At 43.4% G+C, this 26,158-nt stretch carries 18 protein-coding genes; 9 read left to right on the top strand and 9 right to left on the bottom strand.

The features are described 5' to 3' along the window. Positions 1-358 precede the first annotated feature (358 nt). From gltB to M9189_RS10830, 3 genes are all read left to right on the top strand, one after another. Positions 359-4,879 carry a glutamate synthase large subunit gene (gene gltB / locus M9189_RS10840; protein ID WP_250723169.1) on the top strand — a complete coding sequence of 1,507 codons (4,521 nt, stop codon included), beginning with the start codon at positions 359-361 and terminating at the stop codon, positions 4,877-4,879. A gap of 39 nt (positions 4,880-4,918) precedes the next feature. Next, complete coding sequence (locus M9189_RS10835; protein WP_250723168.1) at positions 4,919-6,337, top strand: glutamate synthase subunit beta; 1,419 nt, start codon at positions 4,919-4,921, stop codon at positions 6,335-6,337. A 149-nt stretch (positions 6,338-6,486) separates the two neighbouring features. Next, positions 6,487-8,679 carry a glutamine synthetase III family protein gene (locus M9189_RS10830; RefSeq protein WP_250723166.1) on the top strand — a complete coding sequence of 731 codons (2,193 nt, stop codon included), beginning with the start codon at positions 6,487-6,489 and terminating at the stop codon, positions 8,677-8,679. A 107-nt stretch (positions 8,680-8,786) separates the two neighbouring features. On the opposite strand, the gene tpx is transcribed toward M9189_RS10830, so the two are convergent. The 8 genes from tpx to M9189_RS10790 all read right to left on the bottom strand — a co-directional run bounded on the left by tpx (position 8,787) and on the right by M9189_RS10790 (position 15,477). Beyond that, positions 8,787-9,299: a thiol peroxidase gene (gene tpx / locus M9189_RS10825; RefSeq protein ID WP_250723164.1), complete on the bottom strand. Its 513-nt coding sequence runs from the start codon at positions 9,297-9,299 to the stop codon at positions 8,787-8,789. Positions 9,300-9,380: 81 nt separating this feature from the next. Then, the gene (locus M9189_RS10820) at positions 9,381-10,370 is read right to left on the bottom strand and encodes a D-alanine--D-alanine ligase (RefSeq protein WP_250723163.1); all 990 of its coding nucleotides are present in this window, start codon (positions 10,368-10,370) and stop codon (positions 9,381-9,383) included. An 11-nt stretch (positions 10,371-10,381) separates the two neighbouring features. Further along, positions 10,382-11,446, bottom strand: a complete 1,065-nt coding sequence (locus M9189_RS10815) for an RluA family pseudouridine synthase (RefSeq protein ID WP_250723161.1) — start codon at positions 11,444-11,446, stop codon at positions 10,382-10,384. Positions 11,447-11,490: 44 nt separating this feature from the next. Beyond that, a complete protein-coding gene (locus tag M9189_RS10810; protein ID WP_250723159.1) occupies positions 11,491-12,339 on the bottom strand; it encodes a PASTA domain-containing protein in 849 nt (282 codons plus the stop codon). Positions 12,340-12,474: 135 nt separating this feature from the next. Beyond that, positions 12,475-12,633: a 50S ribosomal protein L34 gene (gene rpmH / locus M9189_RS10805; RefSeq protein WP_250723158.1), complete on the bottom strand. Its 159-nt coding sequence runs from the start codon at positions 12,631-12,633 to the stop codon at positions 12,475-12,477. Between the two features lie 260 nt (positions 12,634-12,893). Next, a complete protein-coding gene (rsmG, locus tag M9189_RS10800) occupies positions 12,894-13,514 on the bottom strand; it encodes a 16S rRNA (guanine(527)-N(7))-methyltransferase RsmG (protein ID WP_250723156.1) in 621 nt (206 codons plus the stop codon). A gap of 230 nt (positions 13,515-13,744) precedes the next feature. Continuing rightward, positions 13,745-14,350, bottom strand: a complete 606-nt coding sequence (locus tag M9189_RS10795; RefSeq protein ID WP_250723155.1) for an RNA polymerase sigma factor — start codon at positions 14,348-14,350, stop codon at positions 13,745-13,747. Further along, complete coding sequence (locus M9189_RS10790; RefSeq protein ID WP_250723154.1) at positions 14,341-15,477, bottom strand: glycosyltransferase; 1,137 nt, start codon at positions 15,475-15,477, stop codon at positions 14,341-14,343. Before M9189_RS10790 ends, M9189_RS10795 begins: the two co-directional genes overlap by 10 nt. A 135-nt stretch (positions 15,478-15,612) precedes the next feature. Between M9189_RS10790 and tgt the strand changes: the two genes are divergently transcribed. From tgt to M9189_RS10760, 6 genes are all read left to right on the top strand, one after another. After that, complete coding sequence (tgt, locus tag M9189_RS10785; protein WP_250723152.1) at positions 15,613-16,743, top strand: tRNA guanosine(34) transglycosylase Tgt; 1,131 nt, start codon at positions 15,613-15,615, stop codon at positions 16,741-16,743. 55 nt (positions 16,744-16,798) lie between these two features. Continuing rightward, positions 16,799-17,878 (top strand): LptF/LptG family permease, encoded by a 1,080-nt coding sequence (locus tag M9189_RS10780; protein ID WP_250723150.1) that lies wholly within the window; start codon positions 16,799-16,801, stop codon positions 17,876-17,878. A 215-nt stretch (positions 17,879-18,093) separates the two neighbouring features. Further along, complete coding sequence (locus tag M9189_RS10775; protein ID WP_250723149.1) at positions 18,094-19,638, top strand: acyl-CoA carboxylase subunit beta; 1,545 nt, start codon at positions 18,094-18,096, stop codon at positions 19,636-19,638. A gap of 11 nt (positions 19,639-19,649) precedes the next feature. Further along, a complete protein-coding gene (locus M9189_RS10770) occupies positions 19,650-19,970 on the top strand; it encodes an acyl-CoA carboxylase biotin carboxyl carrier protein subunit (protein ID WP_250723147.1) in 321 nt (106 codons plus the stop codon). A 238-nt stretch (positions 19,971-20,208) separates the two neighbouring features. Beyond that, complete coding sequence (asnS, locus tag M9189_RS10765) at positions 20,209-21,648, top strand: asparagine--tRNA ligase (protein ID WP_250723145.1); 1,440 nt, start codon at positions 20,209-20,211, stop codon at positions 21,646-21,648. 207 nt (positions 21,649-21,855) lie between these two features. Beyond that, positions 21,856-25,179, top strand: coding sequence for a sensor histidine kinase (locus tag M9189_RS10760; protein ID WP_250723144.1), 3,324 nt, complete (start codon positions 21,856-21,858; stop codon positions 25,177-25,179). Here M9189_RS10760 and ispE read toward each other — a convergent pair. Next, complete coding sequence (gene ispE / locus M9189_RS10755) at positions 25,176-25,988, bottom strand: 4-(cytidine 5'-diphospho)-2-C-methyl-D-erythritol kinase (protein ID WP_250723142.1); 813 nt, start codon at positions 25,986-25,988, stop codon at positions 25,176-25,178. The genes M9189_RS10760 and ispE overlap by 4 nt on opposite strands. Positions 25,989-26,158: the final 170 nt, after the last annotated feature.

Below are 26,158 nucleotides of genomic sequence, written 5' to 3'. Positions count from 1 at the left end.
AAATATTCAAAATGTATCTGAAAATTTAGATTTGGTTACTTTTTGACACAAGGGGAGTCTGTCGCGAAAACAAGATTCTCAGGCTTTTGCGTTAAGTTTTTTAGCTAAAATTTTGAGATAAGAAAATTATTTTCTTGGGGAGGTGATATTTATACTTTTGCAGTTTTCTCATGTTAAAATATACAAAACCATAGAAAAAACATAGAAAAAGTTTCAAACCGTAATTTTTTTCTCTATTTTTGTATAGTTTTGCATTTAGATAACTAGGTAGGGGGCAATTATTGATAGCTGATTGTTGCAATGTAATATATCAGCAGGATATTAGGAGAGTCTCCGGACCTGATAATAATCATGGATTATGAAGATTCGACAGAGATTACCAAAAGCGCAGGGGTTATACGACCCGGCAAATGAACATGACAGTTGCGGAATCGGCTTTGTGGCGCACATTAAAGGGCATAAGTCGAATGAGATCGTTCGAAGGGGCTTGGAGGTGTTGGTCAATATGACGCACCGTGGTGCCGAGAGTGCAGATAATAAGACCGGTGACGGCGCAGGTATTTTAATGCAATTACCTGACAGTTTTTTCAGAGAATTTGGTTTTAGCCTCCCTTCTCCAGGTAGATATGGAAGTGGATTGGTATTTCTTCCCAAGGTTGAGAAAGAAGCTCAATACTGCATAGATGTTCTCAATGAGCAACTAAAAAGTGAGGGATTGGAGCTTATTGGTTACAGAGAAGTTCCGGTTAACAGCAGAGTAATTGGTGATATAGCCAGAAGTAACGAGCCTTATATTAAGCAGGTTTTCGTAAAGGGTGATTACGAGCAGGATGTTCTTGAGCGTAAGCTTTTCATGGCGCGCAAGGTGAGTGAGAATCTGGTTCGTTCCTCATCGCTTAAGCAAAAGTCGAGTTTTTATATAGTTAGTCTTTCAAGTAAGATATTTATATATAAAGGTATGTTGACCCCCGGGCAGCTTGGGGAATACTTCCTTGACCTTAAAGATCCGAGAATCTCAAGTGCAATAGCACTGGTACACTCAAGATTTAGTACCAATACATTCCCAACCTGGGATTTGGCACAACCTTTCCGTATGATTGCGCATAATGGCGAAATAAATACTATTAAGGGGAACAGGTTGTGGATGGAGGCTCGCGAAGGTCTGCTTCAGTCTGACTTATTTGGCGATGATCTTAAGAAGCTCTTCCCGGTTATCGAACCGGGCAAGAGTGATTCGGCCTCACTTGACAACGTGCTCGAGTTTCTCGTGCTGACAGGCCGTAGCCTGCCGCATGCTCTTACTATGCTTATTCCAGAATCATGGAATGACAAAAATCCAATACCACCTAGTCTAAAGGCATACTACGAGTACCACAGTACTATTATGGAGCCATGGGACGGTCCTGCGTCCATAGTCTTTTCCGACGGTAGATATATCGGAGGTACGCTTGACAGAAACGGTCTGCGTCCATCACGGTATGTGATTACCAAGAATGACATGATAGTTATGGGTTCTGAGGTGGGAGTCCAGGTTTTTTCGCCTGAAGAAATAGTAAGCAAGGGTCGTTTGCGTCCGGGTAAGCTACTGCTTGTTGATACCATGCTTGGTATTATTATACCCGACGAGGAAATAAAGTCTCAACTGTCACGCTTGCATCCATATGAAAACTGGCTGAAGGAGAACCGAATCAAACTTGATGATATCGAAGTAAAGAACAGGGTGCCTTCTTCTATGGGTGAGAAGTTGAGCCTCTACCACAGGGAGTTTGGTTACAATAAGGAAGATGTCGAGCAGATTATTTTTCCAATGGTAACTACAGCCAACGAGCCCGTAGGCTCGATGGGTAACGATACCCCCATTGCTGCGGTTTCAGAAAAGCCACAGCGCCTGTTCAACTATTTCAGACAACTATTTGCCCAGGTTACCAATCCTCCTATAGATCCTATCCGCGAGGGACTGGTAATGGCACTTACAAGTTATATCGGTTCTGTATCCAAGAACCTGCTTATTGAAACTCCGGCACAGTGCCGCTCAATCAAATTTACCTCGCCAGTAGTTACAAATACCGACCTGGGAAAAATCAAGGATTTCAGACGTGAGGAATTTACTCATGTTACTATCCCGATTGTATTCAAGGTAAGTGAGGGTGGTAAGGGACTCAAGAAGGCTGTCGAATCTATCTGTGAGCAGGCTGTAAAGGCTGTAGATGCAGGTAATAACTACATTATTCTTAGTGACAGGGATATCGCACCAGACTATGCTGCAATTTCTTCACTGTTGGCTACTGCTGCAGTACACCACCACCTTGTCAAGAACAAGAAGAGGATGCAGATCGGTCTGATTGTAGAAACCGGTGAGGCCAGAGAGGTAATGCACTTTGCCCTCTTGCTTGGCTATGGTGCCAGCGTAATCAACCCTTATCTCTGTTTTGCAACTATCGATGAGTTGGTGCAAAAGGGTAAGGTAAAGCTTTCTTATGAAGAGGCACGTGAAAACTATATTAAATCAGTCAACAAGGGTCTGCTTAAGATCCTCTCAAAGATGGGAATTTCCACACTTAGGAGTTATCACGGTGCTCAGATGTTTGAAGCCGTTGGTCTGGCTGCAGAAGTTACTGAACAATACTTTACCGGTACTGCTTCCCGTATAGGTGGTGTTGGTTTTGAGGAACTGGCCAAAGAAGCAGAAATGTTCCACAAGGCTGCCTTTGAAGGTGAAGATGAAGGTCTGTTCGAAAGCTTTGGTTCTTACGCATTTCGTAAATACGGCGAAAAACATGCGTGGAACCCTGAAACGGTTGGTTTGCTTCAATGGGCTACTTCAGAAAATGATTATCAAAAATTTAAAGAATACTCCAAAAGGGTAGATGAAGATAACCGCACGCCATTATTCTTAAGGGGCTTCTTAAGGTTGAAACCGGGTACTCCTATTGATATAAGCGAGGTAGAACCGATAGAATCCATTATGAAGCGCTTCGTAACCGGTGCTATGTCCTATGGATCTATTTCAAAGGAAGCCCACGAAGCTCTTGCAATAGCGATGAACAAGATCGGTGGTAGGAGTAATACCGGTGAGGGTGGTGAAGATTCCTATAGATTTAAGTCAAATGCCCGCAGTGCAATCAAGCAGGTTGCCAGCGGTCGCTTTGGGGTGACAGCCAACTACCTTGTAAATGCTGATGAGTTACAGATTAAGATAGCGCAGGGCGCAAAACCCGGTGAGGGGGGGCAGCTTCCTGGATATAAGGTTGATAAGGTGATTGCAAAGTTGAGGAACTCAACTCCGGGCATTACCCTAATTTCACCTCCACCTCACCATGATATATATTCAATCGAGGATCTTGCACAATTGATATTTGACCTTAAGTGTACAAACCCGAATGCCAGAATAAGTGTCAAACTGGTTTCAGAAAGTGGAGTGGGCACTGTAGCGGCAGGTGTTGCCAAGGCACATGCCGACCTGATAGTAATTTCAGGTACCGAGGGTGGTACAGGAGCCAGCCCAATCAGTTCTATCAAACATGCCGGACTGCCTCTTGAACTGGGTCTTGCAGAGGTTCAACAGACTCTCGTGCTCAACAATCTGAGAGGACGTGTAAAACTGCAGTGTGACGGACAGCTTAAGACAGGTCTCGACGTAGTCAAGATGGCCATGCTTGGAGCCGAAGAATATGGTTTTGCAACATCTTCACTTGTGGTACTTGGCTGTATAATGATGCGTAAGTGCCACCTTAATACTTGTCCTGCAGGTATAGCTACCCAGGATGAAGAATTAAGGAAGAGGTTTATTGGAAAGTATCAGAACCTGATCAACTTCTTCACCTTTATTGCAATGGAGGTGAGGGAAATATTGGCCTCACTTGGATATAAGTCACTTGATGAGGTTATCGGTCGCAGTGATCTTCTGGAACAAAATCCTGAGGTGGGCAACTGGAAGACTAAGGGGCTGGATCTTTCATCACTTATATATTTTCCTAAGGAAGGTCGTAAGAATGCACTTCACCAGACTATTGAACAAAAACATAAGCTGGAGCATGTCCTGGATCATGAGCTGATTAGACAGGCCAGACCTGCACTACAAAACAAGAGCAAGGTTTGGATGGCTCACCCGATTGCAAATACAGACCGTGCAACAGGTGCCATGCTTTCGGGCGAGGTAGCCAAGGCCTATGGAGAGGAAGGTCTGCCGGAAGGAACTATCAACTGCACCTTTACCGGGTCAGCAGGTCAGAGCTTCGGAGCCTTCCTGGTAAAGGGTATCAGCTTCAGGCTTGAAGGTGATGCAAATGACTACCTGGGTAAAGGTTTGTCAGGAGGTGAAATAGTCGTTGTACCTCCTATGGGATCGACATTCAAACCTGATGAAAATATAATAATTGGTAATACAGTGCTTTACGGAGCCACTGCAGGAAGTTTGTTTGTTCACGGTGTAACAGGTGAACGCTTTGGGGTGCGTAACTCTGGAGCCATAGCTGTTGTCGAAGGAGTAGGAGACCACTGTTGTGAATACATGACCGGTGGACGTGTAGTAGTAATAGGTCCTACAGGAAGAAACTTTGCTGCCGGTATGAGTGGTGGTATAGCCTATGTTCTGGATGAGACAGGCAACTTCGACTACTTCTGCAACAAGGGACTTGTTGAGCTGGGTCCGGTACATGATCATGAAGATGTACTTGAGCTTCAGCAATTGCTCAGCAAGCACCTGCTTTATACTAACAGCCGCAAGGCACGTGAGATACTTGTCAACTGGGACTTTTATATCCCGAAGTTTATTAAGGTAATACCTTTCGAATACAAGAAAGTTCTGCAACAACAGAAGCTGATGGAGTTGGAACGCAAGCTTGCGGAGACAGAAGATGCTCCATATATCAGAGAGTAGAAAGGAAATTGCCGTTTGAATTCTTAAAAAACTGAAGTTATGGGAAATCCAAGAGGTTTTATAGAAGTGCCACGAAAGGAGAGTGGCAGCCGTCCTGTTATTGAAAGAGTTGACGATTACGGTGAAGTTGAGCAGGTGCTCAACGATGAGGACAGGAAGTTACAGGCATCCAGATGTATGGATTGCGGTATTCCGTTCTGTCACTGGGCTTGTCCCGTTGGAAGCAAGATCCCTGAATGGCAGGATGCTGTATATAAGGGTGATTTCGAACTTGCATACAAGGTTCTTCATTCTACTAACAGCTTTCCTGAATTTACCGGTCGTGTATGCCCTGCACCTTGTGAGAAATCATGTGTACTTGCTATTCATGAAGAGGCTGTGACTATCCGTGAGAATGAAGCAGCTACTGTTGAGAAGGCTTTTGAACTTGGTTATGTTGTTCCTCGCATTCCAAAGAAGAGGACAGGTAAGAAGGTCGCAGTAATCGGTTCAGGTCCTGCAGGACTTTCTGCTGCTGATATGCTCAATCAAGCTGGACATTCTGTAACGGTATTCGAACGTGATGATGCAGTCGGAGGACTCTTGCGTTACGGTATACCCGATTTTAAACTTAACAAGAAAGTTATCGACAGACGTATCCAGATTTTCGAGGCTGAAGGTATCGAGTTTAGAACCAATGTGTCGGTTGGTGAAACTATTAGCGGAAAGGAGATACTTGATCAGTTTGATGCGGTTGTCCTGGCCATTGGTGCCATGAAACCACGTGACCTGTCAGTGGAGGGCCGTGACCTGGCTGGTGTCTATTTTGCAATGGAATACCTGAAGCAACAAAACAAGGTCAATCGTGGAGTAATCTTCAATGGGGAGCGGATTGATGCTAAAGACAAAAGGGTACTTGTAATAGGTGGTGGTGACACAGGAAGTGACTGTGTTGGTACTGCCAACAGGCAGAAAGCTCAATGGGTGGGACAAATTGAAATCCTTCCCAAACCACCGGTTAAGCGTCAGCATGGCAACCCCTGGCCTTTCTGGCCTCATGTTCTCAAGACATCTACTTCTCACGAGGAGGGCTGTGAGAGAATGTGGAGCCTGGCAACCCGTCGCTTTACCGGAGAAAAGGGACATGTTACCGGAGTGGAGGTTGTAGAGGTAGAATGGGTAAAAGAAGAGGGTAGGATGGTCATGAAGGAAAAAGAAGGTACTCTTAGGGTAATTCCGGCCGACCTGGTACTACTGTCTATGGGTTTCGTACATCCTGTTCACGAAGGTTTAATATCAGAATTGGGTCTTGACCTCGATCAAAGAGGTAATATCAAGATTGAAAAGAACTATTCTACCAGTGTGAAGGGGGTGTTTGCAGCAGGTGATGCTGCTAATGGAGCCTCTTTGGTCGTCACTGCCATAGCAAAAGGTAGGGAGGCTGCTCAAAATGTCAATAATTATCTCCTGAATTGTTAAAATGCAGCATATTTTAATCGACACCCCCGTTTTTCGGGGGTGATGATTAAAAAAATAAGCCTATTTTAGTTTTTTAACACGAAAAATGAAGGGGTAAACAAAAAATATTGCATATTTGTGTTATATAACTCTCAAAACGAAAATGCTCTATGGCAACTTTAAGATTTTACGCGTTAAAAGAGCTTCTGGGTAGGCAACCACTGTATATAGATGAACCTGGAAAGCTTGTCTCCGATTACTTCGGTAAGCTGGTTTTTGATAAACCAAAAATGCAAAAGTACCTATCAAAGGAAGCCTATAATCATTTGATGGATGCCATTGAAAAGGGTACTCGCATTGATCGCAAAATGGCTGACAGTATTGCGTTGGGTATGAAATCATGGGCATTGGACAATGGTGCCACTCACTATACTCACTGGTTTCACCCATTAACTGATGCTACTGCTGAAAAGCATGATGCATTCGTAAATACTACCTCAGGTGGTGGTGTTATTGAATCATTCAGCGGTTCATTATTAGCACAACAGGAGCCAGATGCATCCAGCTTTCCTTCAGGAGGTATCCGTAATACTTTTGAAGCCAGGGGCTATACAGCATGGGATGTTTCTTCACCTGCCTTTATAGTTGGTACAACTCTGTGTATACCTACAATATTTATATCATATACCGGCGAAGCTCTAGACTACAAGACTCCATTGCTTAAGGCTCTGGCTGCTCTTGATAAAGCTGCCGTAGATGTATGTCATTATTTTGATAAGAATGTTTCTAAGGTTGCTTGTACCCTAGGTTGGGAACAGGAGTACTTCCTTATTGACGAAGCATTATATCTGGCTCGTCCTGACCTTGTGCTGACTCAGCGTACCCTTATGGGGCATCAGGCAAGTAAGGATCAACAGCTGGAAGACCATTACTTCAGTTCAATTCCAGAAAGGGTTATCGCTTTTATGGAAGACTTTGAAAGGGAAGCATATCTGCTTGGTATACCTCTTAAGACACGTCACAACGAGGTTGCACCCAATCAGTTTGAGGTCGCTCCCATCTTTGAAGAGGCTAACCTTGCCAACGACCACAACCAGCTTGTGATGGATATTATGAAGAGAATTGCGCGTAAGCACCGCTTTGCAATACTTTTCCATGAAAAACCATTCAAGGGAATAAACGGTTCTGGTAAGCACAACAACTGGTCTATGTTGACAGATACAGGAACCAACCTGCTGTCACCAGGTAAGAACCCACGTACCAATATGCAGTTCCTTACCTTCCTTCTGAACGTAATGAAGGCAGTATATGAACACCAGGATCTGTTGCTGGCAAGTGTCTTGTCTGCAAGCAATATGCACCGTCTGGGAGCAAACGAAGCACCACCATCCATCATCTCGATCTTCCTTGGATATGAGCTGAGCAAGGTACTCGATGAACTTGAAGAATCTGTTCCCGACAAGAAGATGACCCCTGATCAGAAGACATCTATCAAACTGAATATTGGTAAGATACCTGAAATTCTTCTTGACAATACCGACCGTAACCGTACTTCTCCGTTTGCCTTTACAGGTAACCGTTTCGAATACCGTGCCGTAGGTTCTTCAGCCAACTGTGCTTCAGCAATGATAGTACTCAACACTATCGTAGCCAATCAGCTGAAGGCATTCAAGAAAGAAGTAGATGCCCTGATCGAAAAGGGAATTAAGAAGGACGAAGCTATCCTGCAAACTCTAAAGAGATATATCAAGGAGACCAAGAATATCCGTTTCGACGGTAACGGTTACAGCGCTGAGTGGGTTGAAGAAGCTGCACGCCGCGGTCTGTACAACATAAAGAGTGTTCCCGAAGCTGTACATGCTTATATGAAAGAAAAGGCAGTTAAGGCCTTCACTGCAAATGACGTGTTAAGCGAAAAGGAACTCGAAGCTCGCGTTGAAGTTGAACTTGAAAAGTTCACTAAGAAGATCCAGATCGAAGCTCGCGTTCTTGGTGACCTTTCTATCAACCACATCATTCCAACAGCCGTCAGCTACATGAACAAGCTGATCGAAAACGTACAAGGTCTGAAGGATGTATTCGGCGAGGGCGAAGACTTCAAAGAATTGGTTGGTGACCGTCTTGAACTGATCAGAAAGATCTCTTCACATATCCACAGTATCAAAGAAAAGACCACCGCAATGGTCAATGAAAGAAAAGTGGCTAATAAGGAAGAGGATGCACATAAGAAAGCTGAACTGTATAATACTAAGGTAAGACCTTATCTTGATGATATCCGTTATCACATCGACAAGCTTGAACTTATCGTTGACAACGAGATGTGGCCACTGCCTAAGTATCGAGAACTCTTGTTTGCCCGATAATAGTTTACTAATGTGGGATTACGAAGGAAAAGGGGCCAACGGGCCCCCTTTCTGATTTTTATACCTCCCTAAGGAGTATTATAAATGGTTTCTTCTTTCTCCCGGGATTAGATTAGTGATTTTACTACAGCCAGTGCTTTTTCGTAATCCGGTTCCTGGGCAATTTCAGGTACATATTCTACGTATTTTATCTTGTTGTCCTTGTCTATGATTACTGTACCACGGGCAAGAAGACGTAGTTCCTGGATTACAAAGCCATATTTGCTTCCGAAATCCAGATCCTTGTGATCTGACAGTGTAACTATGTTGTTAAGACCCTCAGCTGCGCAGAAACGGCTTTGTGCAAAGGGCAGGTCAACAGATACAGACAGAACCACGACATCTTTAAGTTGGTCGGCTTCTTTGTTGAAGCGGCGGTTTTGAGCCTGACAGACTCCTGTATCAATAGAGGGATATACTGCAATCACCTTTACCTTGCCTTCGTAATCTGATAGTTTTACAGGTTGTAGGGATGAACTGAGGACTGTAAAGTCGGGTGCGGTATCGCCTACTTTTGCAACTTTGCCAAGCAGGGTAACGGGCTGCCCCTTAAAGGTGACCTTGATATTATTCTTTTCCATTGTTTGAGTTTTTATTTGGTTGATACCTTTTTTGAAATAAACAGCCCTATGGGGAAAATGTTCTTGACGACCATCTGAAAATCAGCCTTTGTGCCTTGCTATGCAATCCTCTATCACATCTGTAAAGACTTCTTTGATATCCATTCCTGCTGCCCTGATCTGCTGAGGGATAAAGCTGGTGATTGTCATTCCAGGTGTTGTATTGACTTCTAGGAGGAAGGGTCTGTTATCACTGATTATATAGTCCATCCTGACTATCCCCTTACAACCTATGAGGTCGTATATAATAGAAGACTGCTTCCTGATTGACAGGGTCAGCTCATCACTTATCCTGGCCGGGGTTATCTCGTGTGCCTTTCCGGGTGTATATTTGGCCTCAAAGTCGAAGAATTCGTTGGTGCTGACAACCTCTGTTATTGGGAAAATCACAGCTTTTTCTGCTGTCTTGTAAAGGCCGCAGGTTACCTCAGTACCTTCCAGAAACTGCTCAATTATTACTTCATCACTTTCCTTGAATGCCTTTTTAATGGCAGGTTCAAGTTCGGACAATTCCCTGACCTTGGTTACACCAAAGCTGGAACCGCCGGCATTGGGTTTTACAAAGCAGGGGAAGCCGGTTTTGAGTGCTATATCTTTTACCTCGTATGGATGACTCTGTCGTAAAAGGACAGAGTTTGCAACGTTGACACCAAAACTCTTCAGGTAATGGTTGCAGACAAACTTATTGAAAGTGACGGCCGCAGCCAGTACATCACATGTAGAGTGGGGGACATTGAGCATCTTAAGGTAACCCTGCAGGATCCCATCTTCGGCAGGTGTGCCGTGTATTGTTATATAAGCAAAGTCAAAGCTGACCTTCTGTCCATTGATTTCTGCTGAGAATTCTGCCTTGTCAACAGGCCATGTACTGCCGTTGAGTTCTACACTCCATTTGTCCCTGGTAATCAATACGGGATAGAGATTATACTTATCCTTGTCAATAAAGGATAGTACTCCTTCGGCACTCTTGCGGCTTACAACCTCTTCGGACGAGTAACCGCCGTATATTACTGCAATATTCCTCCTGTCCATATAAAGCTATTTTATTCGGTTTCCCAACCGGGATTATAGTTACGCCACTTTTCAATACACTGCTTCATGTCATCAGGTATATCGGAGTCAAACTCCATATATTTTCCTGTAGAAGGATGTGTAAATCCCAGGGTCTTGGCATGCAGGGCCTGACGTGGCAGAATTTTAAAGCAGTTTTCCACAAACTGCTTGTACTTTGTAAAAGTCGTTCCTTTCAGAATCTGGTTGCCTCCATAACGCTCGTCATTAAACAAAGTATGCCCTATATGCTTGAAGTGGGCTCTGATCTGGTGAGTCCTTCCGGTTTCAAGCCTGCACTCAACTAATGAGACATATGAAAATGACTCCAGTACTCTGTAATGCGTGATTGCAGGTTTCCCTTGTTCTCCGTTTACAAATATTGCCATTTGCCTTCTGTCCTTCTGACTGCGGCCAATATTTCCGATTATAGTACCTGTCTCCGGTTTCGGGGTCCCCCATACAAGTGCCTGATACGTTCTGGTAGATGTTTTCTCAAAGAATTGCAGGGCAAGTTTCATTTTGGCCTGATCATTCTTGGCCACAACCAGCAGTCCTGATGTGTCTTTGTCAATCCTGTGCACCAGTCCGGGACGCGGATCTTTGTTTCCAAACCATGGTTTGTCTTTGAAGTGCCAGGCAAGAGCATTGACAAGGGTGCCGGTGTAGTTGCCGTGACCGGGATGGACCACCATGCCAGGGTCCTTGTTTATTACGATCAGGTCCTCATCTTCATAAACAATGTTAAGCGGTATATCTTGTGGAATTATCTCTATTTCCCTTGGAGGATATGAGAATACCACAGATATCACATCATTGGGTTTGACCCTGTAATTTGACTTGACAGGTTTACCATTGACATGAATACAACCGGCCTGAGCTGCCTCCTGTATTTTATTCCTTGAAGCGTTCTCTATACGGTTGGTAAGAAAAACATCAACCCTAAGAAGTCGCTGACCGGGGTCAGCGACAAAACGGTAATGCTCAAAATTTTGACCCTCGTCGCCATTCTCTTCATTTTCGGCGAAATCATCCAACTCATCTATATCCTCAATCATAGAGCAAATTCGCAAATAATGCGCAAGTTATGACCTTTCCACTATTAAAAAAACTCATTGTCAAAATCTTCATCCCCCCCAAGGTCATCTTCCGGGAATGAATCATATATTATGAGTGAGTCGGGATGCATAGAAGTATCATCAGTCAGCCACACATCTATCGAAGCACCCAGGTTAAGAACCTGGCCACTTCCTGAAGACGGGATCTGACGATATATAAAGGCTGCAGAACTGTCTATTCCCTCCTCCATTACAATGGCGCCAATATTCAGGTAGAGGCTCTGTGCCTGTTTTTGGGCTTCGCGGACGGTCATACCCAGAAGGTTGGGTACTGGTGTTGTCTCATTGCTTAGTCCTCGTCCAACAAGTAAGTCAATTACTGAGCCTCTGGGAAGTTGGGTCCCCGGATCAATCGGTTTTCCATTGTAGTGCTGTCCCAGCACCATGTTCTTGTATTCGGAGGGAATATATATAAGCTTACCCAGCCTGAAGCCCAGTGATTCGAGGTAGGCCTGAGCGCTCCTTAGACTGTTGTCTATGAGGTTGGGAACTACTATCTGCTCAGCACTCCATGAATTGATGGTAAAGAAAATACGTCTGTTCTTCTTTACCAATTCACCGGCTTTTGGAGTCTGGTCGATTACGACACCTCTTGGTTGATCATCAATGTATACACTGTCTATTACTGTGTAACGCAGTTCGTTTTCCTTGATGAGGTGTTGAAGCTGAGATTCTGTTAAGCCCCTGAAATCAGGTATGGCCTTGGCTTCACCATGTCGTGTATAGATCCTGATAAAGAAAAATACTATTATTATAAGCACCAGGGCTGCTGCTATTAAGATGCCTATGTTTTTTACCAGGTAATTTTTATAAATCTTTTTCCAGTCCAGCATTTGGATTGATATTACTGATATGATTCAAAAGTAGTATAAAAACTTCAAATGCGCTTTACATGAAGCTACAAAAAAGGGAGCTGACCCGCACAGGCGGGTCAACTCCCTTTAATATCCTATATAAGAGCTTAATTATTAAGCCTTACCCTTCTTTTCGCAGGAAACAGTTAGCCTTTTCCTTCCTTTAGCGCGCCTGGATGACAATACCCTACGTCCGTTAGCTGTTGCCATGCGACTACGGAAGCCATGCTTGTTAATTCTTTTCCGGTTTGATGGTTGGAATGTACGTTTCATCTCTATTGGTTTTTATTTTAGGCTATTGAGGCAACCCTTATTTTTTAAGGAAGGCTTCAATGATGCTTATTTTGTTAACAACTATCTTTCGAATTTGGACTGCAAAAATAGCTGTTTTTTATTTCAATCCAAATGAATCTTACATCTTTTATTCTTTTATTTAATATACTGCGCTAAAGCATCTAAGGATGTATTTTGGTCAGGTAATGCTCTGTCTGAAACCTAATGGCCTTAAAGGGTTAAGGCTGTTTCGTACACTATCAGAGGGGGATATGTATCAGACATTTGGTGTGGAAGAAATCTTCACTATAGTACTCTGACAGTTTAACCTCTGTTGCAATATTTCTGAAACTTTTCATTTCTTCCTCCAGATTTCCACCTTTTAGGCAAATTGCTCCGTTACTGATTGAGTTTCGTTGTTGCCTGGTAACCAGATGGCGGGTCTGGTTTATGAAGACAGGCATGGCTGCTACTGCTCGACTTACTATAAAGTCGTACTGTTCCTTGTGTTGCTCCGACCTCATATTGATGGTCTTTACATTTTTCAGTTCAAGAGCTTCAGCTACGGCTTCAACAACCTTTATCTTTTTGGCAATACTATCGAGTAGGGAAAACTCAACCTCAGGTAACATAATAGCCAATGGTATTCCGGGGAAGCCACCTCCTGTTCCTACATCAATGATTCTGGATCCTGGAGCAAATGTAATAAAGTGGTTGATGGCCATTGAATGGAGGACATGCCTTTCGTAAAAGTTGTCCATGTCTTTACGGGAAATAACATTGATTTTGCTATTCCATTCCAGATAAAGATCCTTAAGACGTTCAATCCTTTCCTTCTGCTTAGGCTCCAGCCCTCTGAAATATTTGAGTATTATATCCATGCTCTGTGATAGCGGCGTTACAGGGTCAAAGATACAAATACGGTGCGGATTATTTCACAGGAAGGGGGATCTGTTATTCAGCGTAGGTGGAATATCCACTGTATTTAACTGATGTAAGCAATATCAGCCACATTTGAGAAGATACCTTTATGAATAAATCAGAGCACAAACAACTTCTGGCTATCTGTTGAAAATGTCTTAATGCAAAATGTCCACTTGGAGGCAGCGTTTTAGTGCTTGACTTCAGAGTTTTTAAGTGTGTTGTACAGGAGTTCCCTTGCCCTAAACAGTTGCGCCTTGACGGTACCAAGAGGTAAGCCCAGTTCTTCAGAAATCTCCTCATACGAATACTCTTTGAAGTATCGAAGTTCGATTAGAGTTCTGTATCGCGGCTTTAGCTTTTGAACGATGGTGCGCATCAGAACTGCTTTTTGCGATCTGATCAGGTTTTCTTCAGGATCCGGAGTTTCGTCCCTAAGCTGAACTTGTGGTTCAGTATCCTTCTCATCAACGAAGTTACGGTCTATTGAGATAACATTCGAGCGCTTCTTCCTAAGGTAGTCGATACAGTTGTTGGAAGCTATCTTAAAAAGCCAGGTGCTGAAAGCATAGTGGGGAGAATACTGGGAAAGATTCTTGAATGCTTTACCAAAGGCCTCGATAGTCAGATCTTCAGCATCAGTTTTGTTGTTTATCATCTTGAGGAGCATAAAGTAAATGGCATCCTTATATCGGGTCATCAGTTCGGCATACGCCTTCTGATCACCGTTATTGGCTCTGGCCACAAGCTCCAGATCATATTTTGCTTTCTCCGATAGATTTGGATTCACTTCCATTGTGTACTCTTTCTTCTGTTAAATGTACCGATCTTAGCCCACAGTAGCAACCAGGGGTGTATGATATCAAAAAACAAAACTGACCAGAAAAGTTTTCCCTGATTTAGCACTTTAGCTGTCCTGGCCCACAATACCAACTGTAGAACCAACCTTAAAAACCACAGACCGGCGGCTGCTATGGCAAATGTATTAAAAAATACTAAAATAATCGAAGATAATAAAAAAAGTTGTCTGCTTATTGGTTCGATTGCCAGTTCGGTCTTCACTCCGGCCCTGTAATAGCCTGAGGTGCTCAGGTGTCGTCCCTTCTGATTTCTCCAGTCCCTCAGTGTTTTAGGGGGAATCGATATGGTATGTGCTTCCTGATCCAGAGACAGTGCGAAATTGTCTTTTCTAATCACCTGTTGAACGAAAAGATCGTCATCACCCGATAGTATATGGGAATGACTTTTCACCCCATTGTTACCAACAAACAACTGCTTTGTATAGGCCAGGTTGCGACCAACACCCATATATGGTTTCGAACTTAGCGCAAATCCCAGATATTGAATAGCTGTAAAAAAAGTGTCATAGCGTACGAGTAAGTTGCAGAAACCCTTCTCCTTGTTGTATCCTCCGAATCCGAGAACTATTTCCGTTTTCTGTCCTGCAAAGGGGGCTACCATCCTGCGAAGCCAGTTTTTTCCGGCAGGCATACAATCTGCATCTGTAAGAAGCAGGTAATCGTATTTGGCGGCCTTAACTCCAATTGTAAGAGCGAGTTTTTTCCCGTGTCTGAATATCCTGTCCTTTGGAATAGTTGTGTAATACAGGTGAGGATATTTAGCCTTAAGTCTGGCAAGAACCATGTCAGAATCGTCTTCTGAAGTGTCGTTGACAACTACCACTTCATACTCAGGATAGTTTTGTTCCAACAGTTCCGGCAGAAACCTTTCTAGGTTTTCTGCCTCATTTTTAGCGCAGATAATTATAGAAACAGGCTTATTAAATTCCGCATTACTGTATTTGTTCTTGTAAAATGCCAGAGGTCTTACTCTTCTCAAGAGAAACCACAACTGAAGGAGGAAACTTACGGCTACAAGTACGAGCAAGATAGCTTCTGTCAGCGTAGGAAGCGGGAAATGCATATGGTAATGTTTTGGCCAAAAATGCAACTTTTTTCATTTGCCTGCAAGTATTATAAGACCCTCAAATTAGCAGTTAACTTATTATTCAGTTTCAAGTACTATCTTTGCCACTCTGTTTTTTAACTATACATCCTGATGGATTTCGTACTTCAGAAGACTGATGCTTCATCCAGTGCCCGTGTTGGCCTAATTACGACCGATCATGGGCAGATTGAGACACCCATTTTTATGCCGGTGGGAACAGTCGGTTCGGTAAAGGGCATACATGTCAGGGATCTTAAAGACGAGGTAAAAGCTCAGATAATTCTTGGCAATACTTATCACCTATATTTAAGGCCTGGTCTTGATGTGCTCAAGGCAGCCGGCGGTCTTCACCGTTTCAATGCATGGGACAGACCTATACTGACAGATAGTGGTGGCTTTCAGGTTTTTTCCCTGAGTCACAGGCGCAAGCTAAGAGAAGAGGGCGCTGAGTTTCAGTCTCACATTGATGGCTCAAGGCATTTTTTTTCACCAGAAGGAGTAATGGATATTGAACGTGTAATCGGTGCTGATATCATGATGGCCTTTGATGAATGTCCTCCGGGTGATTCTGACAATAAGTATGCTAAGACTTCCATGGAGCTTACTCACAGATGGCTCAAGAGGTGTGTAGATCGCTTTGACTCTACCGAACCGCTTTACGGATATAGCCAGACACTCTTCCCAATTGTGCAGGGCAGTGGTTACAGAGATCTGCGTACCCAGTCAGCCGAGTATATTGCATCCTTTGAACGTGAGGGAAATGCCATTGGTGGACTGGCGGTTGGGGAACCAGAGGATGTAATGTATGAGATGATTGAGCTTGTCAATAACATTCTTCCAAAGGATAAACCAAGGTACCTGATGGGAGTGGGAACTCCCATCAATATACTGGAAGCGATTGCACTAGGAGTAGATATGTTTGATTGTGTGATGCCGACCCGCAATGGTCGCAATGGCATGCTTTTCACTTCTCAGGGTATTATAAATATTAAGAATGAAAAGTGGAAGAAGGATTTTAGTCCGATAGATGCTGAAGGACATAGTGCTTACGACCTTATGTACAGTAAGGCATACCTGAGGCATTTATTCGTAGCCGGAGAGATGTTGGGTCCGCAGATTGCATCTCAGCATAATTTGGCATTCTACTTGTGGTTGGTCGGAGAAGCAAGACAGCAGATATTGGCAGGTACTTTTGTTGAGTGGAAGGATAAAATAATCAAACAACTGGGCCAGCGCTTATAGTTATCGCGGATATATCTATTTTTGTAAAGGTTATAACCTGTAAAACTTAAATTGATTGAAGAAACTTGACATATACATATTAAAGAAGTTTCTTGGAACCTTCTTCTTTGCCATACTGCTGATAATAAGCATATCGGTGGTCTTTGACCTGGCCGAGAAGATAGATGACTTTCTTGAGAGTGATGCTCCCCTTCAGGCAATCGTCCTTGATTACTATGCCAATTTCATCCCGTATTTCGCCAATCTCTTTACTCCGCTGTTCGTTTTTATAGCTGTAATATTCTTTACCTCCAAGATGGCGTATCAGACTGAGATAATAGCCATTTTGTCAAGCGGCGTCAGCTTCAGACGTCTGGTAGTACCTTATATCATAGGAGCTGCAATAATCAGTACCTTTTCCTTCGTGCTTGGTGCTTATATTATTCCCCCTGCCAACAAGACCAGGCTGGAGTTTGAGGCAACATATATAAAGAAGCGCAAGGAGACCGGAAGAACCAATATTCATATGCAGATTGAACCGGGTGTCTTTGTATATGTACGCCGCTATTCCTCACTGAGGGAAGTTGGTGATGATTTCACCCTTGAGGTTTTTGACGGTAAAGAACTCAAGACAAAACTGACGGCACTGTCAGCTGTATATGACACCCTGAGCTCAGGATGGATTCTGCAGAGATATGTTAAGCGTGAGTTTCTGGATGGAGGTAAACAAATTATCACCGAAGGCGATCGTCTGGATACTGTGCTCAACATGAGGCCCATCGACCTGAAGGAAGAAAGGAAGTTTTATGAAACAATGAATAACAGGGAACTTTCTGTGTACATCGATGAGCAACTTGCCAGAGGGGTTGGTAATGTTGAGGAGTTTGTGATTGAGAAATACCGGAGAACGGCATCTGCCTTTTCGGCCTTTATCCTGTCAATTATGGGTCTCTCTCTTGCATCACGTAAGGTGAGGGGAGGAATGGGCTTGCATATCGGTGTCGGGATAGCTCTTAGCTTTGCATATATATTGTTTCTTACTATATCCACGACCTTTGCAATTAATGGCAATATGAGTCCTTTGCTTGCAGTGTGGCTGCCCAATATCGTATTTGCCGGCATTACAGCCTTCCTTTATTATAAGGCTCCCAAATAGTCTTCCTACTTGCTTGTTTTATAAAAATGCCGGAACCTGCCAGTTCGCGGTTATCTATCTATTTGATATGGTTGAAATTAGCCGCAGAGGGAGAAAATTAAAAGTTAAAAATGCGGGTGATTGAATCTAAAATTTGTAATTATGTAACGCATTTGCTTTGGGAAAAGCTGATGTAACTTTCTGACAAACAATTAATTAACCAAAACTAATTAAGTATGTCATTAAAAAAACACATCCTTGAACTCCGTAAAAGGAGAGAAAAGGTTCAGTCGGGAGGCGGTGAAAAAGCCATTGAAAAGCAACAGGCTATGGGTAAAATGACTGCCCGTGAACGCATCCAAACCATTCTCGACGCAGACTCATTTACTGAATATGATCTTTTTGTTGAGCATGAAGGTCGTGACTTCGGTATGGATAAGAAGGAGTTGCACGGTGACGGTGTAATAATTGGTACCGGTACTATTTATGGTGCTCCGGTATGTATTTATGCACAGGATTTTACCGTAGCCGGTGGTTCTCTGGGATTGATGCACGCACGCAAGATCACCAAGATTATGGACCATGCCCTTAAGATGAGGGTTCCTCTGATTGGTATCAACGATTCAGGAGGTGCTCGTATTCAGGAGGGGGTTAACTCTCTGGCAGGATATGGAGAAATATTCTATCGAAATACATTGGCATCAGGTGTAATACCCCAGATTTCGGTAATTCTCGGTCCTTGTGCCGGTGGAGCTGTTTATTCTCCTGCTTTGACAGACTTCGTATTTGTGGTTGACAACATTTCCAAGATGTTTATCACAGGTCCGAATGTTATCAAGACCGTACTCGGTGAAGAGATCTCTATGGAAGAGCTTGGTGGTGCAAGGGTGCATGCTGAAATTACCGGAAATGCACATTTCTTTGCCAAGAGTGAGCTTGAATGCTTTGATCAGCTTAAAAAGCTTATCTCATTTATTCCATGGAACAACAGCACCAAGGCTAAGGTATTTCCTCCTAAAGAGCCTAAGTTCAAAGGTAAAATAGAGGATATTATTCCTTCTGATCCTAAGCAACCCTACGATGTCAGGGATATTGTCAGAGCTATTGTCGATGACTCTGATTTCTTTGAAATCCAGGAACTGTTTGCTCCCAACATCGTTATCGGCTTTGGCCGCATGAACGGTCAGACAGTTGGTTTTGTAGCCAACCAACCTCTTGTTCTTGCAGGGGTGCTTGATTGCGACAGCTCAGATAAGGCAGCCCGTTTCATTCGTTTCTGTGACGCCTTCAACATTCCTATTATTACTCTTGAGGACATGCCTGGTTATCTGCCTGGTGTGGATCAGGAACACGCAGGTGTAATCCGTCACGGTGCCAAGGTATTATACGCCTATTCAGAAGCTTCAGTGCCCAAGGTTACAGTTATCCTGCGTAAGGCATATGGAGGTGGCTACATAGCAATGAACAGCCGTCACCTGGGTGCCGACTTTATGTTTGCATGGCCAACTGCAGAAATTGCAGTTATGGGTCCGGAAGGTGCTGCTAACATAATCTTCAAGAAGGAAATTGAAGAGGCCGAAGATCCTGATAAGATGCGTCAGCTCAAGGTTCAGGAGTATATCGAGCGCTTCGCTAATCCTTATGTGGCTGCAGCCAAGGGCTATATCGACTCAGTGATAGAACCTTCGGAAACTCGTGCATTGCTGCTGCATGCAATTGAAGTTTCTACAAACAAGGTTGATCCTCGTCCGACTAAGAAACATGGTATACCACCATTTTAAACCATCGCAACATGGAAGAGAAAAAGGAACTCGTAGAGTTTGCGGTCACTGCGCGTAAGTATAAGACGACTCTGACCAAGAAGTACCTTAACAGAAAGGTCTATATTCAACCCAATCCATTTGAGGTTGAATCACATATCCCGGGAACCATAATATCCATCAGCGTCAAGGAGGGTGATACTGTAAAAGAAGGGCAGGAACTGCTCACTCTTGAGGCAATGAAGATGCTTAACAAAGTAACGATGCCCTTTGACGGTAAGATTAAGAAGATTAGCGTCACTGAAGGAGAGCGGATTCCCAAGGGTCATATAATGATAGAACTGGAAGACTGATAAGACGCCCCGCAAGGGGCGTCTTTTTTATCTGCCTATGAAAGTCCTAAAGCTATGCATAAGTCCCATTTCAACACAAACAGGCTAATAGTGTAGCAACAGAGTTTGGCTCTGTGACGGTATGTTTCCATTTTTTCCAGTCTGCTGGTCTTCAAATTATAAACAATTCCTTATTTTTATCCTCCGTTTTCGGAGCTATTTGTTGGCTCCATAGGTTTCATATTTATAAATTATCAGTATGCGACGCACTAAGATTAGTATTATTCTGAAGGATGGTAAGGTAGGAGAGGAGTACCTCGTAAAAGGCTGGGTAAGAACCCGCAGAGGCTCAAAGAATGTAAACTTTATAGCTCTCAATGATGGATCAACTATCCATAATCTTCAAATAGTTGCTGATGTTGAGATGTTTGGTGACTCTTTGTTGCGTCGTGTAACAACCGGAGCTGCACTTGCAATAAGCGGTAAACTTATTGCATCTCAGGGAAGTGGACAGGCTGTTGAACTGGTAGCTGATCAGATAGAGGTATTGGGAGACTGCGATGCAGATACTTTTCCGCTTCAACCCAAGAAGCACTCACTTGAGTTTTTGAGGGAGAACGCCCACCTTAGATTTCGTACCAACACTTTTGGAGCTATCACGAGAGTGCGTCATGCAATGATATTTGCCGTACATCAGTTTTTTACCTCCAAGGGTTTTGTAAATATCCACACCCCAATTATTACAGCATCAGATGCTGAAGGAGCTGGTGAGATGTTTCAGGTTACAACACTTGACCTTGATAACATTCCAAGAACCGAGGAAGGCAAGATAGATTTCGATCAGGACTTTTTCGGAAAAGCAACCAACCTGACCGTGTCCGGTCAGCTTGAAGGTGAGCTTGCCGCGATGGGTATGGGAGAGATTTATACTTTTGGTCCTACTTTCAGGGCTGAAAACTCAAATACCACACGTCACCTTGCAGAATTCTGGATGATAGAGCCTGAAATGGCATTCTATGACCTTAATGATAATATGGATCTGGCTGAAGAGTTTCTCAAATACCTCATCAATTATGCATTGGAAAACTGCATGGATGACCTGCAATTCCTTAGCAAACGACTGCAGGATGAAGAAAAGGACAAGAAGGCCGATGACCGTAGTATGGAATTGATAGAAAAGCTACGCTTCGTACTTGCAAATGATTTTGTAAGGATCACATACAGCGAGGCTATAGATATTCTAAAAGAAAGCAAGCCAAACAAAAAGGGCCAGTTTAAATATCCTGTCGAAGGTTTCGGATCAGACCTTCAAAGCGAACATGAGCGCTACCTTGTTGAAAAGCATTTCAAGCGTCCTGTAATACTTACTGACTACCCCAAGGAAATCAAGGCCTTTTACATGAAGCTCAATGCTGACGGAAGGACAGTAAGGGCAATGGACGTACTATTCCCTCAAATTGGTGAGATTATCGGTGGGTCACAGCGTGAGGAAGATTACGACAAACTTGTTGGTCGTATGAATGAGATGCATATCCCGGTTGAGGAGATGTGGTGGTATCTTGACACAAGAAGATTCGGTTCGGTACCTCACAGCGGTTTTGGACTCGGATTTGAACGTCTCATACTATTTGTTACAGGTATGACAAATATACGTGACGTAATTCCGTTCCCGCGAACACCAAGGAATGCAGAATTCTAAGACGACTTTGGTGCGGAATTTCAGGCCGAAAGGGTGTTGCCTTTCGGCTTTTTCATTGTTGAATCTTTCGTTTGAAAGTTATAGTTTAGCAGCTGTATCCCACTTTGGTTTACTTTAATTACTGTTTGGCCGGAAAGAGAGGAACCTTTTTCCTTACAGTTATGTATAAATGTTAGGTTGCTTAATATTCAATAAAGAAGTGCACGTGTGAGACGGGTAAGATTCGGCCTTGTGCTGGTTGCGTTGTGTTTTTGGATCAATACAGTTGCACAGGTTCCAGAGTTAAGTTTCAATAGACTGCCTGGCGGAAGAGATCTGACTAGCCAGTATGTTACGTCTGTAACTCAGGACCATTATGGCTATATGTGGATAGGTACGCGTGACGGGGTTAATCGTTATGATGGGTATGAAGTAAGAACCTATCGTTCCCTTAGTCAAAACAACCCTGCAGGGGGTGTTATAGGGAATATTGTGGAACATATGGTCGTTGATGGCAATAACAGGGTTTGGGCATCTACGACTCATGGTCTTGCCAGATTTAACTGGTTGTCAGATCGTTTTGAAGTTGTAGTCAGCGATAAGAATCTTCGTGGCTTACCTGGTCCCTTTCTTGAATATCTTTATACTACTCCTGACGGAAGTCTCGTGGCCGTATGTGACAATTCTATTTATCGGTATGACGACGATACTGAGTCCTTTAGGTTATTGTACAGTTCCCCTCTCGGCTTGATATCCGTTATACTTGTTGACAGTAACGGACAGTGGTGGATTGGCCACCAATATGGAAAGGGCATTATTCATTTGCCTGATATTAATTTCCCTCTGGATTATAAGTGGTTTCAGAGCGAATTATTTGGAAGCAAAACTGAGTACTCAGTACTGTCAATTGCGGAGTCGGATGGAAGCGTTTGGGTTGCTCTGGAAAGTTCAGGTCTTGCCCGGATTCAGTTGAATAGCAAGTTGGTCAGGAGGTATTTTGAGACAGGCGACGAGCGCTTTTTCTTTTATTTGTTTACTGACAAGGCAGGACGTTTGTGGGCATGCGAAAATAATGGAATTAAGGTGCGCCTGCCAGGAATGGAAAGCTTCTTATCATACTCCAATAAGCTAAGCGAGCCGGGTAGTCTTTCCGGAGGTTTGTTGGGTGTTTATGTCGATAATTTGAAGAATGTCTTTACTTACCATAATGGAGGTGGTGTAAATGTGTCATACTGGAACAGAGGGTTTTATACTATACGAGCCTCCGGAGATTATTTATGGCATACTACACGACCCAATATAACTGCACTAAGCTATGACAGAAACGGAAACCTCTGGCTTGGAAATAATGATGGAGGAATTGATATTTTTTCGATTAGTGAAGCCAAGAAACTGAGAATTGATTTTAGGGATGGAGACCGAAGAGCACTTGGCAGAGGCAGTGTACAAGCATTGTTCAGGGACAGCAAGGGTCAGATGTGGGTTGGAACTGATGCGGGAGGATTACATAGGTATAATGAGAAGACAAGGGATTTTGATGTTTGGCGCCAGGGACTTACACCTACAGCTCCGACTGTAAATGATGTAAGGAGTATAGTCGAGGACAGAAAGGGTAACCTGTGGATAGGTCTGTATGGTGGGGGTATTGATATGTTTAATCCCCAGACCGGTACCTTTATAAACTATAATATAGTCAACACCGGACTTAGTTCCATGTGGGTATATAAGCTCCTGTTTGACAGAGAAGGCAACCTGTGGGCAGGTACTGCCAATGGTCTTAGTCTGCTCCGACAGGGGGCTGATGCTTTTGAGGCATTCTACTCCGATGAAGAAGCCGAGAAGGGCTTGAGGGCAAATCAGTTTCTTTCTTTACTGCAGGACAGAAGAGGTCGATTGTGGCTTGGAACGAATAATGGTCTGTACGTGATGGACAGTGATGATAATATGAGGCTGTATCCTAATGAAATGGCCGGCCAGAGTATAATGTCAATAGAGGAAGATGGTGAAGGAAATCTATGGATATCAACTCTTAATGGAATATACTCCCTTGACCCTGAAACTGGGGTTTTTCATGCCTTTGATGAGACTGACGGTCTTGATGGACTTGGTTTCAATAACAACGCCTCCTTGTATGATGATGCCGGAATAATGTATTTTGCCGGGCCTCATGGAGTAACAAACTTCAATCCGCTAAATATAGAGTATAATCTGAGACCTCCAACGCTGCGCTTTACCCGTTTGAGATTATTCAACGAACCTGTGACAGAGTATGGGAATGGTAAACTTCTGCCATGTGAGCTCAATTATCTGGATAAGTTGGTACTAACCTATGATCATAAGTTTTTTTCAATTGAGTTTGCCGCCCTTAGTTTGTCTAATCCCGACAATAACAAGTACATGTGTAAGTTAGAGGGTTTTGATGAAGAATGGATCCAGCTGGGCAACACGCACTCAGTATCCTATACTAATCTTTATCCAGGGGAGTATGTGCTTAAGATACAGGCAGCCAATAATGACGGGGTCTGGAATGAAGAGGGGCTTTCGTTACCAATAATTATTCTGGCCCCATGGTGGATGACCTGGTGGGCTGTTATACTATATGTCCTTTCAGTAATATTCCTTGTATATCTGATACTGAAGAGGAGGACCTTAGAACTTGAAAGGCAGAAGCTTGAACTGGAGTCAATGGTTAGTGAGCAAACCATACGACTCAGGATGCAGAATGAGTCTTTAAAACGACGTTCAGATGCCTTGGAGGAGGCCAACAAACTGCTTGTTGATCGACGTATGCTTATTGCTGAACAGGCCAAAAAACTTGAAGAGCAGGCTGAGGCTTTGAGGCTGACAAATGAACAGCTGATGAAGCATATTCAGACAAAGGACCGTCTATACTCTCTTGTTGCACATGACCTCAGAGGACCTTTCAACACAATAATGGGCTTTGCGTCACTGTTAAGTGACGCAGGTGAAGATGAGGACAAGGAGAAGGTACGTACCTTTGCCCGCTTTATCAATGATGCTTCGGTACAGGTTTTCAACCTTCTGGAAAACTTGCTTTTCTGGGCTCACTCTCAAAATGATGAGATTAAATGCTTGCCATCAAAGATTAAGCTTGAAGGAGTAGTGAGGGAGACAATTGATTTGCTTTCGGATAGTGCACTTAAGAAAAGGATTGCGATATATGAACAGGTAGATCCGGAGGTGTTAGTCTATGCCGATAGTAATATGTTGCGAACTATCCTGCGTAATCTTTTGATGAATGCCATCAAGTTTACTGAGCCGGGCGGAGAGGTCTTTGTTGAAGCAAAGATTAATGGCAAGATGGTCAGCGTCTGCGTAGTTGATACCGGCGTTGGGATGGATGGGGATACTCTCCAGAGGGTACAGAATGAAAGTGACATAAGTCGTGTTGGCACAGGAGGTGAGAAGGGGTCTGGATTAGGTCTGTTGCTGTGCCGTGACTTTGTACATCGAAATGGTGGAACCCTTGAAATATCAAGTACCCTGGGTAAAGGCAGTCGCTTCTGCTTTACATTGCCAATCCCAGACTAGATTTCTTCGGTATGGACAAAATAAGTGCTGGTCCAGGGCTTATCAGGTTTACTTTTAAATAGGCCAAAAACTGCAGATCCACTTCCTGACATTGAGGCATAGACCGCTCCGTTATCATACATTGTTTCTTTTATCTTCTTTATCTCAGGATGGCCTCCAAATACAGGTATCTCAAAGTCATTTGCTATAAGATGCCACCATTCCTGAACCGGGTGTTTAACCAATGTGCCTAGGTTCTCTGATGGTAGGGCAGGCTTGATCTGCGAGTAAGCTTTTGCTGTAGATACATGTATTGGTGGAACGACTATCTGCAGAGTATAACCGCTTAGATTAATATCTGCAGGTTGAAACTCATTACCTATTCCACCGGCAAGCACTGGTTTGTTTTCAATAAACACAGGGCAATCGGCTCCAAGTTTTGCTGCCATAGCCTCAAGTTTTTCCTTGCTTAGGCCAAGGCTGAACTTGTCGTTCAACAGCTTTAGCATAAAGGCTGCATCAGCAGAGCCTCCACCGAGGCCGGCTCCGGAAGGAATTAGCTTGTGCAGATGTATTTTTAGAGGTGGCACTGCTACGTATTCACGCATCAGCCTCAGGGCTTTAATTATCAGATTGTCAGTGGGTATGCCTTCAATAATAAGACCTGAAGTAGAAAATTCATCCTCCTTACTATCATTTTCAACTATCTCCAGACTATCGAAGAGACCTTTGACAGGGAAGAAAAGCGTCTGTATATTATGGTAGCCGTCAGGTCTGCGGGAGCAGACAAAGAGACCTATATTTATCTTTGCGTTTGGGAACGAAATCATGCTTCTCCTTTTTTGCAAAGTAAACGATTTTGTTCGGATTTGGGAATCCGAACAGTTATCAACAATGGTTGAATTTGGTGCTGTTGATAAATAGCTGAATTTTCTTGTTTGTATATTTGATATTCAGGTATTACTGGAAAATATTAATGTTGATATGTCTGTTGAAAAGT

The sequence above is a fragment of the Xiashengella succiniciproducens genome, assembly GCF_023674465.1.
Lineage (GTDB): Bacteria > Bacteroidota > Bacteroidia > Bacteroidales > Marinilabiliaceae > Geofilum > Geofilum succiniciproducens.
This window is presented reverse-complemented; position numbering and strand designations above follow the sequence as displayed.